The following is a 14,579-nucleotide window of genomic DNA, read 5'->3' as shown; positions in this document are numbered from 1 at the left end:
CGTGAGGCAGGGAAGCGGCGCGCGGCAGAGCGCCGCGCACGCGAACGACGTCAGCCGGCCTTGCGCGAGCCGATGCCGCGCAGGTTGACCGGGACGACCGGACGGAAGCGCTCGCGCTTGTGTTCGTCGTCGAAGTGCTGGAGCGCCGGCTTGATCAGGTCGCTGCGGGACACGATCCCCGTGATGCGCAGCGATTGCTCGTCGGCGACCACCGGCAGGCGTTCGAGGCCGAGCATCGCCAGGCGCGACGCGACGACGCGGCAGGTTTCGTGCGCCAGCGCGACGGCCGGTGCACGATCGGCGAACGCGGCCGAGATCGGCGTGTCGGCGCCAGCCTGCGCACGTTGCGCGTCGAGCGTCGCGCGATCGACGAGGCCGAGCAGGCGGCCGTTCTGCACGACCGGGTACGCGCGGTGTGTCTGCTTCGCGCCGAAGTATTGCGTCTCGACGGTATCGAGCGTCGCGGTGCCGTCGATCGCGACGAGCAGATCGGCCGACGTCATCACTTCGCCGATGTCGTGCCGCTCCAGCGGATCGACGCCGTATTCGCGATAGATGTGGTAGCCGCGGCGTGCGATCTTTTCCGTCATGATCGAGCGCTTCATCACGATGGTCGCGAAGCCGTGCGCGACGAGCGTCGCCGCGAGCAGCGGCAGCAGCGCATTGGTGTCGTGCGTGAGGCCGAAGGCGAACACGATCGCGGTGAGCGGGGCGCCGAGCGTCGCGCCGAGCGTCGCGGCCATGCACACGAGCGGCCACAGCGCCGGATCGCCGCCCGGCAAGACCGGCGACAGCACAGTGCCGAGGCCGGCGCCGAGCATCAGCAGCGGGGCGAGCACCCCGCCCGACGTGCCGGAGCCGAGCGCGATCACCCACATCACGGCCTTCACGATCAGCAGCGCGAGCGCGATCTTCAGCACGATGTGCTGGTGCAGCAGGTCGCCGATCACGTCGTAGCCGACGCCGAGCGCGCGCGGCTCGAGCCAGCCGCCGACGCCGATCACGATCGCGCCGAGCGCGGGCCACCACATCCAGTGCACGGGCAGCTTCGCGAAGGTGTCTTCGACGCGGTAGAGCGCCGCCGACAGGCCGCATGCGAGCGCACCCGACAGCAGACCCGCGACGATGCACGACAGCAGCGCGACGGGCGTGGGCGCGGCGGTCGTCAGCGGAAACAGCGGATCGACGCCGAAGAACACCGCGCGTGCGAAGCCGGCCACCGCGCACGCCAGCGCGACCGGCAGGAAACTGCGCGGGCGCCATTCGAACAGCAGCAGCTCGACCGCGAGCAGCACGGCGGCGACCGGCGTGCCGAACACGGCGGTCATGCCGGCGGCTGCACCGGCGACGAGCAGCGTCTTGCGCTCGGCGGCGGTCACGTGCACGCACTGCGCGATCAGCGAGCCGAGCGCGCCGCCCGTCATGATGATCGGGCCTTCGGCGCCGAACGGGCCGCCGCTGCCGATCACGACGCCGGACGACAGCGGCTTGAGGATCGCGACCTTCGGCGACATGCGGCTCTTGCCGAACAGGATCGCCTCGATCGCTTCCGGAATGCCGTGGCCGCGAATCTTCTCCGAACCGAAACGCGCCATCAGGCCGACGATCAGCCCGCCGATCACCGGGACGGCGATCACCCAGGCGCCGAGCGTGTTGTTCGCGGGCGAATGATCGGCGAACGAGAACTGCTGGAAGAAGAACAGGTTCGTGAACAGGTGGATCAGGCTCAGCAGCACGAACGCGGCAAGCGTGCTGAGCAGGCCGATCACGGCGGCAAGCAGCGCGATCCTGGGCAGGCGTTCGTTGGTCGAGAAATCGCGTTTATGTGGGGCGTTCATCGGAGTGGCAAGGGTCAGTAATCGATCTGGGGAACCTGGAACGTGTCCTTGAGCGACTTCAGTTCGGCGCGATGCATGGCCGCGAGGCGGGCGAGCAGCGTTTCGCCGGCGTGCTCGAGGTGGACTTCGACCTGGCGGCGGTCGGCTTCGCTCGGCTTGCGCTTCACGAGCCCGAGCGCTTCGCAGCGCGTCACCAGCGCCACGACGCCGTGGTGCTGCGCCTGCAGGCGTTCCGCGAGTTCGCCGATGGTCGCCCATTCGCGATGCGGATAGCCCTTGATGTGCAGCAGCAGCAGGTATTGCAGCGGCGTCACGCCTTCGCTTTGCGCGGCGCGTTCGGAGAAGCGCTCGAAGCGGCGCATCTGGTAGCGGAACTCGGACAGTTGCTGGAAATCGCCTTTCGTCAGCGCGCGTCGGGTATCGTTCATCGAGGTCGGTCGGGCAGTCGGTTACGGTGGCGGTAAATATATCACAATATGATATAAACGGCCGAAATCAGGCGGAATGGTCGCATTCCGCGTGTCGCAGGCGGTGACGTGGCGGGGTGCGCGCTACGCGGCCTCGAGCATTTGGGTCTGCTGATACAGGCCCGTGACGAGATCCGTCTGCGTAATGATGCCGACGAGCCGGCGCGACGCATCGACGACCGGAATATGGTGGTGGCCCGAATGCGTGAACAGCGGCACGAGCGCCGTAATCGGCATGGTTTCCGGCACCGATGCGACGTCGCGCGTCATCACGGATGCGACGCTCGCGGGCTGGCCGCCGAACGATTGCGGCAACCGCGCGGACAACCGCTGCCACAGCGGGGCCGGACGGCGCAACTGACGCGTGAGGTCGGCGCGCGTGACGATGCCGGTCAGGCGGCCTTCGCCGTCGACCACCGGTAGCGCCTTCACGCGGTGGCGATCGAGCAGCGTGAGCGCGGCCGCGACCGACGTCGACGGCGCGACCTCGATCGCATGCTTCGTCATCAGGTCGGCGCACTTCAACTGGCCGAACGTGCGCGTATAAGCCTGCATTTCGGTTTCGCGCAGCAGTGTTTCGAGATCGTCCGGATCGACGTCGAGCCATTCGCTGCGGCGCTTCAGCACCGCGTCGAGGTCGCCGCGCGTGAAGCCGCCGCGCGCCGGGGCGGCGCCGCCGGTCTGCGGTTTCGCTTCGGGGCGCACGCCGCCGTGCGGGTAGCGGTGCCCGGTCAGCGCGTGATAGACGAGCGCGGCCGACAGCAGGATCGCCGATTGCAGCGCGATCGGCTGCAGGACGAAGCCGAAGCCGAGCGCATGAATCGCCGGGCCGCCGACCACGGCCGTGAGCGCGACGGCGCCCGACGGCGGATGCACGCAGCGCAGCGCGAACATGCCGCCGATCGCGCAGGCGATCGCGACCGCGGCGGCCGTGATCGGGTCGGCGATCCATTGCGCGCACGCGACGCCGACCGTCGCCGCGACGAGATTGCCGCCGATGATCGACCAGGGTTGCGCGAGCGGGCTCGCCGGCACCGCGAACAGCAGCACGGCCGACGCGCCCATCGGCGCGACGAGCAGCGGCACGAGGCCCGGCACGCCGGGCAGCAGCCGCATCGTGACGCCGACCGTCGCGATGCCGACGAGCGCGCCGGTGCACGAGCGCAGGCGCTCGCGCCAGCCGAGTGTCATCGGATGGGGAATGAAGCTGTGCAGCCACTGCCGCAACGTGCGGCGCGACGGGGAGGAGCCTGACGACATGGACGGTAAGCGGTAAAAATGACAACGCTAGGGCGCGGCGGCCAAGCCCGGAATTATATCGTGTTGTGATACAAATTGTCGCGAGGCATCGCGTCGTTGCACGCGTGCGACGCGCAAGTCTTGCAAAATGCTTTCACCGGATGAGAACTTGCGTGCGCACAATCGCCCAAATTCGTCTGCAGCGGCGTACAATTCGGCGCACTGAATTCCCCCGTCATGCCAGAACCCCGTACGCGATGCCCGCTCTCCCGCCTTCTCCCCGGCACGGTGATCGATTCGACGTGGTTCGCGGCCGTGTTCCGTTGCCCCTCTGACGCGAGCGCCGCCGACGCCTCCCCACTGACTCTCCCCAAGCCAATTCAATGGACATGCTCGAAAACATGCGCCTGTTCGTGCGCGTCGTCGAAGCCGGCAGTTTTACTGCGGTCGCGAAGGAAATCGACGCGACCACCGCGCAGGTGTCGCGCGCGGTCTCGAACCTCGAAGCCCACGTACAGACGCGCCTGCTGCATCGCACGACCCGCCACCTCGGCCTGACCGAAAGCGGCGAGCGCTATTTCGAGCGCGCGAAATCGATCCTCGCGGAAATCGACTACGCGAACGCGGAGGCGCGTAACGCGCTGCTGCGGCCGAGCGGCAAGATGCGCATTCACGCGATGACGGGGCTCGGGCAGAGTCATGTCGTGTCGTCGATCGTTCGCTACCAGGAGGACAACCCCGACGTATCGGTCGAGCTGACGCTGGCGCAGCGGATGCCGAACCTGGTCAAAGAGGGGTATGACGTGTCGATCGTGACCGCGTCGCAGCTGCCCGATTCGGGCTATGTCGCGCAGACCTGCGGCACGAGCTGCAGCGTACTCGTCGCGTCGCGCGAATACCTGGCGCGGCACGGCACGCCGCAGACGCCCGACGAACTGCCGAACCACGTGTGCCTGCGCCTCGACACGCCCGCGTCGCCGGCCGGCGAATGGCGCCTGGAGCGCAGCGACGGCGAGGAAACCGTCTACGAGCTGCAGCCGGCGCCGTTCCAGGTCAACGTGCCGGACGCGCTGTGCGTCGCGGTGCGCGCCGGGCGCGGGATCGCGTGCGTGGCGCTGTATACGGTGCTCGACGATATCCGCGAAGGGCGCCTGATCCGCGTGCTGCCCGAGTACCGGCTGCAGACGGTGAGCGTCTATGCGGTCTACGCGACGCGCCGCTATCTCGATGCGAAGATCCGCACCTTCCTCGACCACCTGCGCACGACGCTCACGCCCGCGCTGGAGAACGATCTGCGCGAACTCGACCGGCTGACGACGGAGCACGTGCCGAGCAGCCGCCAGCGCGCGTGACGGCGCCGGCGTGCGGCCGCGGCGCTCATGCGGCCGGCGCGATGCGGATGCGCTCGAAGCGGCCCGCGAGCCATACGTACGCCGCAATGCCGATCAGTCCGTGCGCGGCGACGAACCACAACGCGCCGGCGAACGAGCCGGTGCTGGCGACGAAGTAGCCGATCACGAGCGGCGTGACGATCCCGGCGATGTTGCCGAGGCCGTTGAACACGCCGCCGCTCAGCCCGACCATGCCTTCCGGCGCCGTGTCGGCGAGCACGGCCCAGCCGACCGCCGCGAGCCCCTTGCCGAAGAACGCGATCGTCATCAGCGCGATCACGACCGCGTTCGACGATGCGCCGTTCGCGAGCACGAGCAGCGTCGCCATTGCCATCCCCGCGACGAACGGCGTCTTGCGCGCCCTCGACGGATGCATGCCGCGCCGGATCAGCCAGTCCGACAGCACGCCGCCGAGCACGCCGCCCGTGAAGCCGCAGATCGCCGGCAGCGCGGCGACCCAGCCGGCTTCCATGATCGTCATCCCGCGCCCCTTGATCAGGTAGATCGGGAACCACGTGATGAAGAAGTAGGTGAGCGCCGTGATGCAGTACTGGCCGATGTAGATCGCCCACAGGTTCCGGTGGCGGAACAGTTGCGACACGTCGTGCCACGACACGCGCGGCCGCTCGCGCACGCGGTTCGCTTCCAGATCGACGAGCGCGCCGTGAGCACGCAGGTAGTCACGCTCCGCGTCGGTCACGCGCGGATGGCCGTGCGGCTCGCGATACCACGCGAACCACAGCGCGGCGAGCGCGATGCCGAGCAGCCCCATCCACAGGAAGACGTGCTCCCAGCCGAGCGCATGCGTGAGCCACGCCATCGCCGGCGTGAACAGCACGACGGCCATGTACTGCGCGGAATTGAACAGCGCCGACGCGGTGCCGCGTTCGGCCGTCGGGAACCAGCAGGCGACGATCCGCGAATTGGCCGGAAACGCCGGCGATTCGACGAGGCCGAGCATGAAGCGCATCACGAACAGCGCGAGTGTCGCGGCCGCGCCCTGCACGGCGAACGCGCCGACCGTGCCCTGCAGCATCGTGAACACCGACCACAGCAACAGGCTCAGGCCATACACGCGCCGTGCGCCGAAGCGGTCGAGCAGCCAGCCGCCCGGAATCTGGCCGATCGCATAGGCCCACGCGAACGCGGAAAAGACGACGCCGAGCTGGACCGGCGTGAGCCCGAGATCGTGCGCGACGCCGGTGCCGGCGATCGACATCGTCGCGCGGTCCGCATAGTTGACGACGGTGACCGCGAAAATCAGCGCGAGGACCGCGTAACGGACGCGGCCGATCGTGCGCGAGGCGGCGGGCGAGGCGGCGACGGCAGCGCCGCTGGATCGATGGGACATGCGTGTCTCCTGGCCTCCGTCGTGCGGAGGCATCCGGTGTTGTAACGGGCGGGCGGTGTGGCGCTCAGCGGGTGACGCTGGTCGGCGGGCGCTGGCCCGCGAAGCATGCGGCGAGGTTCGCGAGCACGATGCGGCCCATTGCCTCGCGCGTTTCGTGCGTGGCGCTCGCGCGGTGCGGCTGCACGACGACGCGATCGAGTTCGAGCAGCGCGGCCGGCACGTGCGGTTCGTTCGCGAACACGTCGAGACCGGCGCCGGCGATCGTGCCGTCGGCCAGCGCGCGCACGAGCGCGGCTTCGTCGACCAGCTTGCCGCGCGCGACATTGATCAGGAATCCTTGGGGGCCGAGCGCGGCGAGCACATCGGCCGTCACCAGCACGTTGCCGTGATCGGCCGAGGCCGCGATCACGAGCACGTCGCTGTCGCGTGCGAGCGTGGCGAGGTCGGGCACGAAGCGATAGCCGCTGTCGCGATGCTCGCGCGGGCCGAAGTAACTGACGGGCATCCGGAACGCCTGCGCGCGCCGCGCGATCGCGCGTCCGACACGGCCGAGCCCGACGATGCCGAGCCGCTTGCCGGTGACCTGCGTCGCGAGCGGCTGCGCCGTTTTGCCCCAGCGGCCGGCGCGCACGATCCGCTCGCCGGCGCCGAGGTCGCGCAGGGTCATCAGGATCAGGCCCAGCGCCATGTCGGCGACGTCATCGGTCAGTACGTCGGGGGTCGTCGTCACGTGGATGCCGCGCGCCCGGGCGCGGTCGAGATCGACCGCGTCGGTGCCGATGCCGTTGATCGCGATGATCTCGAGCGCGGCGAGCCGGTCCATCAGCGCGGCGGACAGGCCGTTCGCGCCACCCGTCACGACGCCGCGAATGCGCGGCGCCACGCGATCGAGCAGCGCCTCCGGTTGCTCGGCCGCATACAGCCGGTGCACGGTATAACGGGCGGACAGTTCGGCGTCGATGGTGTCGGGAAGCGGCTGGGTCAGCAGGATGTCGATGGTCATGAAGGTCTCGGTCGTCGTGCGCGGCGCGGGCCGTGCATCAGGTGGAACCGAGTATAGAAATCGTATCGATATCGGTCTAACATCAAAAGACTATTGATTGATTCAAGATTTGAATGATTGAACTGCATCAGCTTCGCTGTTTCGTCGCGGTCGCCGAAGAGCTGCATTTCGGCCGCGCGGCCCGGCGACTCTTCATGACCCAGCCGCCGCTCAGCCGGCAGATCCAGTTGCTCGAGCACGCGCTCGGCATCGCATTGCTCGAGCGCAGCAGCCGGCAGGTCAGCCTGACCGCGGCCGGCGAGCGCTTCCTGCGGGACGCGCGGCACATCCTCGAGTTTTCCGCGCGCGCCGAGCAGGCCGCGCAGCGCGTCGCGCACGGCGGGGCCGGGCGCATCACGCTCGGCTTCACGGCCGTCAGTGCGTACCGGATGATTCCGGTGCTGCTCGCGCATGCGGCGCATGCGTTGCCGGACGTCGACGTCGAATTGCGCGAGATGGTGTCGACCGTGCAGATCGACGCGCTCGCGTCGCGGATGCTCGACGCGGGTTTCGTGCGCCAGCGCGCGGCGCGCCAGCCGCTCGAATACCGGCTCGTGCAGCGCGAACCGATGCTCGTCGCGGTCGCGGAGGGCGCGCCGCTCGCGACCTACGAGCAGATCGGCCCCGACGAGCTCGACCGGCAGCCGTTCATCGCGTATTCGCCGAACGAGGGCAAGTATTTCCACGACATGATCTCGGGGATGTTCGCGGGCGCCGGGCGGCTGCCGAACTACCTGCACTACGTCGGCCAGACGCATACGATCCTCGGCCTCGTGCGCGCGGGGCTCGGTGCGGCGCTGGTGCCGGCGTCGGCGCGCGAGCTTCATGTGGACGGCGTGGTGTTCCGGCCGCTGGCCGGCGTCAACGTGGCGGCCGAGCTGTATCTCGCATGGCGCGCGGACAACGACAATCCGGCGCTGCCGGTGTTCAACGCGATGGTCGAGCGGTTTCTGACGGACAGCGCGGACGATCCGGGCGTTTAGCGGTGCGCCTGCTCGCCTGAGCGGCCTGCCGCGTACCACCGAAAGTCGGTCGTCCGATGATCGACGACGCGGGCGCGAATTGTTTGCGGCGTCCCTCCCACGCGTGAAAAACGGCGATTTTTCATACGAATTCCGCCCGAAATACGCGCCACACGATCCGGATTTTTGTCCTGAACAGGGGAAACCCCCATTTTTCTCTCATCGGTTGTCGTATTACTGTATCGATACACTAAATCGATACAGTCGCGTCGCGAGACGCACTCGCAAAGGAGACGGCTCATGAATACCTACACCCGGCGGCGCTTTCTGCAGACGGTGTCCGCCGCCACGCTGGCGGCCGCGGGCGGCTTGCCGGAAGGCGTGCGCGCGCAGCAGCCGGTCGTCACGCTGCGCTGCTCGTCGTCGATGCCGGCCGACCAGAACGCCGCGCATTACGTGTGGTACGAGCGTCTCGCCGCGAACCTGAAGGCGAGCGTGGGCGATGCGATCCGGGTCGACTACTTTCCGAACAGCCAGCTCGGCAAGGAAAACGATGTCGTGCAGCAGGTCAAGATCGGCGCGATCGACATGATGATCTCGGGCTCGTCGATCTGGGCCACGATCGCGCCGGAGCTCGGGATGCTCGATCTCGGCTACCTGTTCGACAGCTACGCGCACGTCGCGAAGGCGCTCGACGGTCAGGTCGGTACGAGCCTGAACGCGCTGCTGCAAAAGCGCGCCGGATGCTCGGTGCTGACCTGGGGTTCGCATTTCGGCGGGCGCTGCGTATTCACGAAGCAGCCGGTGACGGCGTTGCCCGGGCTGAAGGGGACGAAGCTGCGCGTGCTGCCGACGCCCGCGTTCATGGATACCTTCAAGGCGATGGGCGCGGTGCCGACGCCGATTCCGTTCGGCGAGCTGTACATGGCCGTGCAGACGGGCGTCGTCGACGGTCTCGAGCACGATCCCGCCACGGTGCTCGCGAGCCGCTTCGACGAGATCGTGAAGTCGTGCTGGCAATCGCGCCACGTGTTCGCGGCGATGACCGTCGTGATGGGGCGGCGTGCGCTCGACCGGATTCCGGCCAATCTGCGGCCGGCCTTCGATCGCGCGGTGGCCGACGCGACCGCGCAGCAGCGCGCGATTGCCGCGCAGAAGGCCGCGCAGGCGGAGCAGGCGCTGAAGCAGCGCGGCATGGCGTTTTACCCGCTGGCCGACGCCGAGCGCGCGGCGTTGCGGCAGACGATGCACGACCGCCTGTATGTGGCGTTCGGGAAGCAATATCCGGCCACCGCGCCGCTGTTTCCGGCGATCGCCGCCGCGCGGGGTTGAGCGATGGACATGCACTCCGTGTCGGGCGCCGCGCCGGCTCCCGCTGCAGGCCAACCGGCGCATCGCGCCGCCCGCGTGCTGGATGCGCTGCTGCGCTGGCTCGAGTACCTGTCGGCCGCGGTGCTCGGCGTCGACGTGCTCGTCGTGTTCGTGTCGGTCGTGTTCCGCTATTTCCTGCACGACCCGGTCGACTGGGCCGAGGAAGTGGCCAGCGCGCTGATGATCGTGCTCGTGTTCTTCGGCGCGGCGACGGTGCTCGGGCGCAGCCAGCATGTCGGCATCGACGTGTTTCGCGGCCGCCTGCCGGCACGCTGGCAGGGCGCGCTGATCCAGGTCGGCCACTGGATCGTGGCGGCCGTCGCGCTGAACCTGCTGGTGTCGTCGTGCCAGTTGCTCACGGATTCGTACGACCAGTTGACGACGGGCGGCTTGCCGGGCTGGATCAACGGGTATCCGATGATGTTCGGCGCGCTGTTCATGACGGTATTCGCGCTTGCGAATGCGCTGAACGCGCCGCGCCGCCGGGTGATCGGCACGTTCGCGTGCTGCGCGGCGCTCGCGGGCGCCGTGTACGGCTGGAACGCGCTGTGGCCCGCGCATGCGGTCGCGCCGGGCACGCTGCTGGTCGCGGGCTTCGTCGGCGGGCTGGTGCTCGGCGTGCCGATCGGGTTCGTGCTGGCGTTCTCGGCGCTGCTGTATTTCCTCGCGGATCCGACGCTGCCGCTGCTGGTCTACTCGCAACAGGTGATGGCCGGCGCCGATCACTTCGTGCTGCTCGCGGTGCCGTTCTTCGTGCTGGCCGGGCTGCTGATGGAGACCAACGGGATGTCCGCGCGGCTCGTCGAGTTGCTGCTGCGGATCTTCGGGCGCGTGCGGGGCGGGCTCGGCCTGATCGTGATCTTCGCGACGGCGTGCTTTTCCGGCGTGTCGGGCTCGAAACTGGCCGATATCGCGGCGGTGGGCGGCGTCGTGATGCCGGCGGTGCGCCGCGCGCGGCAGGACCCCAACGAAACCGCCGCGCTGCTCGCGTGCAGCGCGGTGATGGCCGAAACGATTCCGCCGTGCGTGAACATGATCATCATGGGCTTCGTCGCGAACATCTCGATCGCCGGGCTGTTCGTCGCGGGGATCGTGCCGGCGGCCGTGCTGGCCGCGTCGCTCGCGGTCGTGACGGTGACCACCGGGCGCAGGATCGACGTGGCCGAGGTGTTCGGCGAGCGTCGCGCGTGGCTGCCGCTCGCGGGCGGCGCGCTCGTCGCGCTGGTCATGGTCGCAATGATCGGCAAGGGCGTGACGTCGGGGATCGCGACGTCGACCGAAGTGTCCGCGTTCGCGGTGGTCTACGCGCTCGTCGTGGGCTGGCTCGCGTTCCGCGAATTGACGTGGCGCTCGGTCGGCCGCGTGTTCGTGCGCGCCGCGTCGATGGCGAGCGGTATCCTGTTCATCGTCGCGGCGGCGTCGAGCGTGTCGTTCGCGCTGTCGATCGAGCAGATTCCGGCCCTCGTCTCGGGCACAATGACGGCGTTTGCCCATCAATACGGCGCAACGATGTTCCTGCTGCTGGCGGCGCTGCTGATGATCGTGTTCGGCGCCGTGCTCGAAGGCGCGCCCGCGCTGATCATCTTCGGGCCGCTGCTCGCGCCGATCGCGCTGCAGCTCGGCATCCATCCGCTGCATTTCGGCACGGTCGTGGTGGTGGCGATGGGGTTCGGGCTGTTCGCGCCGCCGGTCGGCCTCGGGCTGTTCACGACCTGCGCGATCACGGGCACCGAGGTCGGGCGCGTGGCCCGGCCGATGGTGAAATATCTGCTGGTGCTGTTCGCCGCCCTCGTGGCGCTGATCTTCGCACCGGCGTTTTCGTTGTGGCTGCCGGCCCATTTCGGCCTGTAGCCCGTTCTATGCAAGACGACATGAGTACGATTCAGGACGTGGCCCGTCATGCGGCCGTTTCGGTCAGCACGGTTTCGAACGTGCTCAACGGACGCACCGACCAGATGAAGCCGGAGACGCTCGAACGCGTGAAGGCGGCGATGGACGCGCTGCAGTACCGGCCGAGCACGCTCGCGCGCCAGCTCAAGACGGGGCAGACGCCGCTCGTCGGGCTGCTGGTGCCGTCGATGGCGAACCCGATGTACGGCTACATCGCGCGCGAGATCGAGGCCTGCGCGCAGGAACGGTATGGCCATCGCGTGCTGATCGGCAACACCTACCGCGATGCGCGCAAGGAGGCGTCGTTCTTCGACGATCTGTACGCGCACGGCGTGCGGCGCGTGATCGTGATCTCGTCGCTCGCCGACGAAAGCCACCTCGAGCGCGCGGCCGAACGCGGGATGACGGTCGTCAGCTACGACCGGCGCGCGACACCCGGCGAGCAATCGAAGGTCGATCACGTGACGGCCGACAACGAGGCGGCCGCGCGGCTCGCGACACGCCGGCTCGTCGACGCCGGCCATACGCGGCTCGCGTTTGCGACGGTGGCCGGCATCACGGTGAGCCGCAGCGACAAGATCCGCGGCTTTCTCGCCGTGGCAAGCGAGGCGGGCGGCGCCACCCAGGCGCGCGTGCTCGACGGCGGTCCCGCGAACGAATACGGCGACTCGGTGATCGTCGACGTCGGGCGTGCGCTCGGCGTCGAGCTCGCGGCCGATCCCGCGCGGCCGACCGGCATCGTCGCGGTCAACGACCTGTTCGCGCTCGGCCTGATGGCCGGGCTGCGCGACGGCGGCTTGCGGGTGCCGGACGATGTCTCCGTCATCGGGATGGACGGTCATTTCCTGTCGGCGATCTCGTGGCCGGCGCTGACCACGGTGCAACTGCCGGTCACCGAAATGGCCGGCGAGATGGTGCGGCGCGTGATGCGGCAGGAGGGCGACGCACCGTCCGCCGGGCCATGCGTGTTCGCGGACGTGACGCTCGTGGAGCGCGCCTCGGTCGCGCCGCCGCCGGCGCAGGCGGCCGGCACGAACGGAGGTCACGCATGACGCGCGTCTACGTCACGCATCCGACCGGGATGATCGACCACTACTTCGGCGCCAGGGCGTTGCGCGCGCTGCGCGCGATCGCGGACGTCACCTGCAACCCGCACGATCGCGAACTCGACACGGACGAACTGATTGCCGCCGCGCAGGGATGCGACGCGATCATCGCGTACCGGCAGACCCCGGCGCCTCGCGCGCTGTTCGCGGGGTTGCCGGTACTTGCCGCGTTCCTGCGTTGCGCGGTCGACATCCGGACGGTCGACGTCGCCGCGGCGAGCGCGTTCGGCGTGCTGGTCACGCAGGCGAGCCCCGGCTTCGGGCCGGCCGTCGCCGAGTGGGTCGTCGGCGCGATGATCGACCTCGCGCGCGGGATCGGCGGCTACGCGGACGCGTACCATCGTGGCGCGCCGCCGGTGCCACGGATGGGGCGCGAACTGCGCGGCAGCACGCTCGGCCTGATCGGCTATGGGCAGATCGCGCGCCATCTCGCCCCCGTCGCGACGGCGCTCGGCATGCGCGTGCTCGTCAGCGATCCGTACGTGCGGGTCGACGCACCGCCGCCCGAACAGGTCGACGCCGCCACGGTGCTGCGCGATTCGGATTACGTCGTCTGCCTTGCGCCGGCCACGCCGGCCACCGCGAACCTGATCGATGCGGCGGCATTCGCGGCGATGAAGCCGGGCGCGTGCTTCATCAATGCGTCGCGCGGCGAACTCGTCGACGAGCAGGCGCTGGCCGACGCGCTCGCCAGCGGGCGGCTGGCCGGTTGCGCGCTCGACGTCGGCCGTGCTGCGGACCAGATGCCGACGCCCGCGCTCGCCGCGCATCCGCGCGTCATCGCGACCCCGCACATCGGCGGGCTGACGCTGCCGGCGATCGAGCATCAGGCGCTGGAGACGGTCGACCAGCTCGCCGCGCTGCTCGACGGGCGCGTGCCGACCGGCGCGGTCAACGCCGCGCAGGCGACGCGGCTCGCGCGCTGGCGCGCGTCGCACGCATCCGTCGCGCCGGGCGGGCGATGATCCGCGACGGCGTGGGCGGCACGCGGTTCCCGGACGCGTGCGATTGCCATATCCATATCTACGACGATGCGTACCCGCTCGCGCCGACGGCGACGTTTCGGCCGCCCCATGCGCCGGCGGACGCGTATCGGCGCGTGCAGCGCACGCTCGGCCTCACGCGCGTGGTGATCGTACAGCCGACCGGCTATGGCGCCGACAACCGATGCACGCTCGCTGCACTGGCCGCGTTCGGTCCGCAGGCGCGCGGCGTCGCGACGTTGCCGGTCGACGTGCCGGATGCGGAGCTGGAGCGCCTGCATGCCGCCGGCATGCGCGGCGTGCGCTTCATGATGCTGGCGGGCGGCACCGCGCAATGGAGCGATCTGGAACGGATGGCCGCGCGGATCGCGCCGCTCGGCTGGCATATCGACCTGCAGTTCGACGGTCGCACACTGGCCGATATCGAACCGACGCTGGCGCGGCTGCCGGCGCGCGTGGTGATCGATCACACGGGCAAATTCCTGACGCCCGTCGCCCCGGATGCACCGTCCTTTGTCGCACTGCGACGCCTGCTTGATCGCGGCCACGCATGGGTGAAGTTGTCCGCGCCGTACGAGACGTCGCAATCCGGCGCACCGGGCTACGACGACGTCGCGCGTCTCGCCGCCGTGCTCGCGCGCGGCCATTCGACACGCTGCGTGTGGGGCAGCAACTGGCCGCATCCGAACGCATCGCCGCTGCCGGACGATGCACGCCTGCTCGGCTGGCTGCACGATTGCGCGGCGGACGACGCGATTGCCCGCGCGATCCTGGTCGACAACGCGGCTGCGCTCTATGGATTCGAGACGGACACGCAGCGCGAAACCGTCGCGTGACGCGCTGCCGCCCCCGTTGGGTCACGGCGGCGTGAAGCGAAGGACAGGGAAGGGACTTGAAGAAGTGCAAGCGGCCCGCCGGAGCGAATCCGCCGGGCCGCTT

General features: G+C 69.3%; 12 protein-coding genes. 7 read left to right on the top strand and 5 right to left on the bottom strand.

Annotation, left to right across the window (positions count from 1 at the left end; genetic code table 11):
• Positions 1 to 50 precede the first annotated feature (50 nt).
• The 3 genes from DTA15_RS35555 to DTA15_RS35545 all read right to left on the bottom strand — a co-directional run bounded on the left by DTA15_RS35555 (position 51) and on the right by DTA15_RS35545 (position 3,565).
• On the bottom strand, positions 51 to 1,838 hold the full coding sequence (locus DTA15_RS35555) for a chloride channel protein (protein WP_006482970.1): 1,788 nt from the start codon (positions 1,836 to 1,838) through the stop codon (positions 51 to 53).
• Between the two features lie 14 nt (positions 1,839 to 1,852).
• Positions 1,853 to 2,266, bottom strand: coding sequence for a MarR family winged helix-turn-helix transcriptional regulator (locus tag DTA15_RS35550; RefSeq protein ID WP_006482973.1), 414 nt, complete (start codon positions 2,264 to 2,266; stop codon positions 1,853 to 1,855).
• A 123-nt stretch (positions 2,267 to 2,389) separates the two neighbouring features.
• Positions 2,390 to 3,565 carry an HPP family protein gene (locus DTA15_RS35545; RefSeq protein ID WP_012493375.1) on the bottom strand — a complete coding sequence of 392 codons (1,176 nt, stop codon included), beginning with the start codon at positions 3,563 to 3,565 and terminating at the stop codon, positions 2,390 to 2,392.
• 362 nt (positions 3,566 to 3,927) lie between these two features.
• Here DTA15_RS35545 and DTA15_RS35540 point away from each other — a divergent pair, with 362 nt between their 5' ends.
• Positions 3,928 to 4,896: a LysR family transcriptional regulator gene (locus tag DTA15_RS35540; RefSeq protein WP_006482976.1), complete on the top strand. Its 969-nt coding sequence runs from the start codon at positions 3,928 to 3,930 to the stop codon at positions 4,894 to 4,896.
• Positions 4,897 to 4,921: 25 nt separating this feature from the next.
• Here the strand turns inward: DTA15_RS35540 and DTA15_RS35535 are convergent, their stop codons facing one another.
• Both DTA15_RS35535 and DTA15_RS35530 read right to left on the bottom strand, forming a co-directional pair.
• On the bottom strand, positions 4,922 to 6,286 hold the full coding sequence (locus DTA15_RS35535) for an MFS transporter (RefSeq protein ID WP_006482968.1): 1,365 nt from the start codon (positions 6,284 to 6,286) through the stop codon (positions 4,922 to 4,924).
• Positions 6,287 to 6,350: 64 nt separating this feature from the next.
• The gene (locus DTA15_RS35530; RefSeq protein ID WP_006482962.1) at positions 6,351 to 7,289 is read right to left on the bottom strand and encodes a 2-hydroxyacid dehydrogenase; all 939 of its coding nucleotides are present in this window, start codon (positions 7,287 to 7,289) and stop codon (positions 6,351 to 6,353) included.
• Positions 7,290 to 7,402: 113 nt separating this feature from the next.
• Between DTA15_RS35530 and DTA15_RS35525 the strand changes: the two genes are divergently transcribed.
• The 6 genes from DTA15_RS35525 (at position 7,403) to DTA15_RS35500 (ending at position 14,476) form a co-directional block, all read left to right on the top strand.
• Positions 7,403 to 8,311 (top strand): LysR family transcriptional regulator, encoded by a 909-nt coding sequence (locus DTA15_RS35525; protein ID WP_006482957.1) that lies wholly within the window; start codon positions 7,403 to 7,405, stop codon positions 8,309 to 8,311.
• Positions 8,312 to 8,590: 279 nt separating this feature from the next.
• On the top strand, positions 8,591 to 9,622 hold the full coding sequence (locus tag DTA15_RS35520) for a TRAP transporter substrate-binding protein (RefSeq protein ID WP_006482954.1): 1,032 nt from the start codon (positions 8,591 to 8,593) through the stop codon (positions 9,620 to 9,622).
• A gap of 3 nt (positions 9,623 to 9,625) precedes the next feature.
• Positions 9,626 to 11,512: a TRAP transporter large permease gene (locus DTA15_RS35515; RefSeq protein WP_006482971.1), complete on the top strand. Its 1,887-nt coding sequence runs from the start codon at positions 9,626 to 9,628 to the stop codon at positions 11,510 to 11,512.
• 8 nt (positions 11,513 to 11,520) lie between these two features.
• Positions 11,521 to 12,603 (top strand): LacI family DNA-binding transcriptional regulator, encoded by a 1,083-nt coding sequence (locus DTA15_RS35510; protein ID WP_006482960.1) that lies wholly within the window; start codon positions 11,521 to 11,523, stop codon positions 12,601 to 12,603.
• Positions 12,600 to 13,622: a hydroxyacid dehydrogenase gene (locus tag DTA15_RS35505; RefSeq protein WP_012493373.1), complete on the top strand. Its 1,023-nt coding sequence runs from the start codon at positions 12,600 to 12,602 to the stop codon at positions 13,620 to 13,622. Before DTA15_RS35510 ends, DTA15_RS35505 begins: the two co-directional genes overlap by 4 nt.
• On the top strand, positions 13,619 to 14,476 hold the full coding sequence (locus DTA15_RS35500) for an amidohydrolase family protein (RefSeq protein ID WP_006483969.1): 858 nt from the start codon (positions 13,619 to 13,621) through the stop codon (positions 14,474 to 14,476). The genes DTA15_RS35505 and DTA15_RS35500 overlap by 4 nt, the downstream gene beginning before the upstream one ends.
• Positions 14,477 to 14,579: the final 103 nt, after the last annotated feature.

The organism is Burkholderia cenocepacia (assembly GCF_900446215.1).
GTDB lineage: Bacteria > Pseudomonadota > Gammaproteobacteria > Burkholderiales > Burkholderiaceae > Burkholderia > Burkholderia cenocepacia.
Note: the sequence above shows the minus strand (reverse complement) of the source record. Positions and strands in the feature narration are given on the sequence as shown.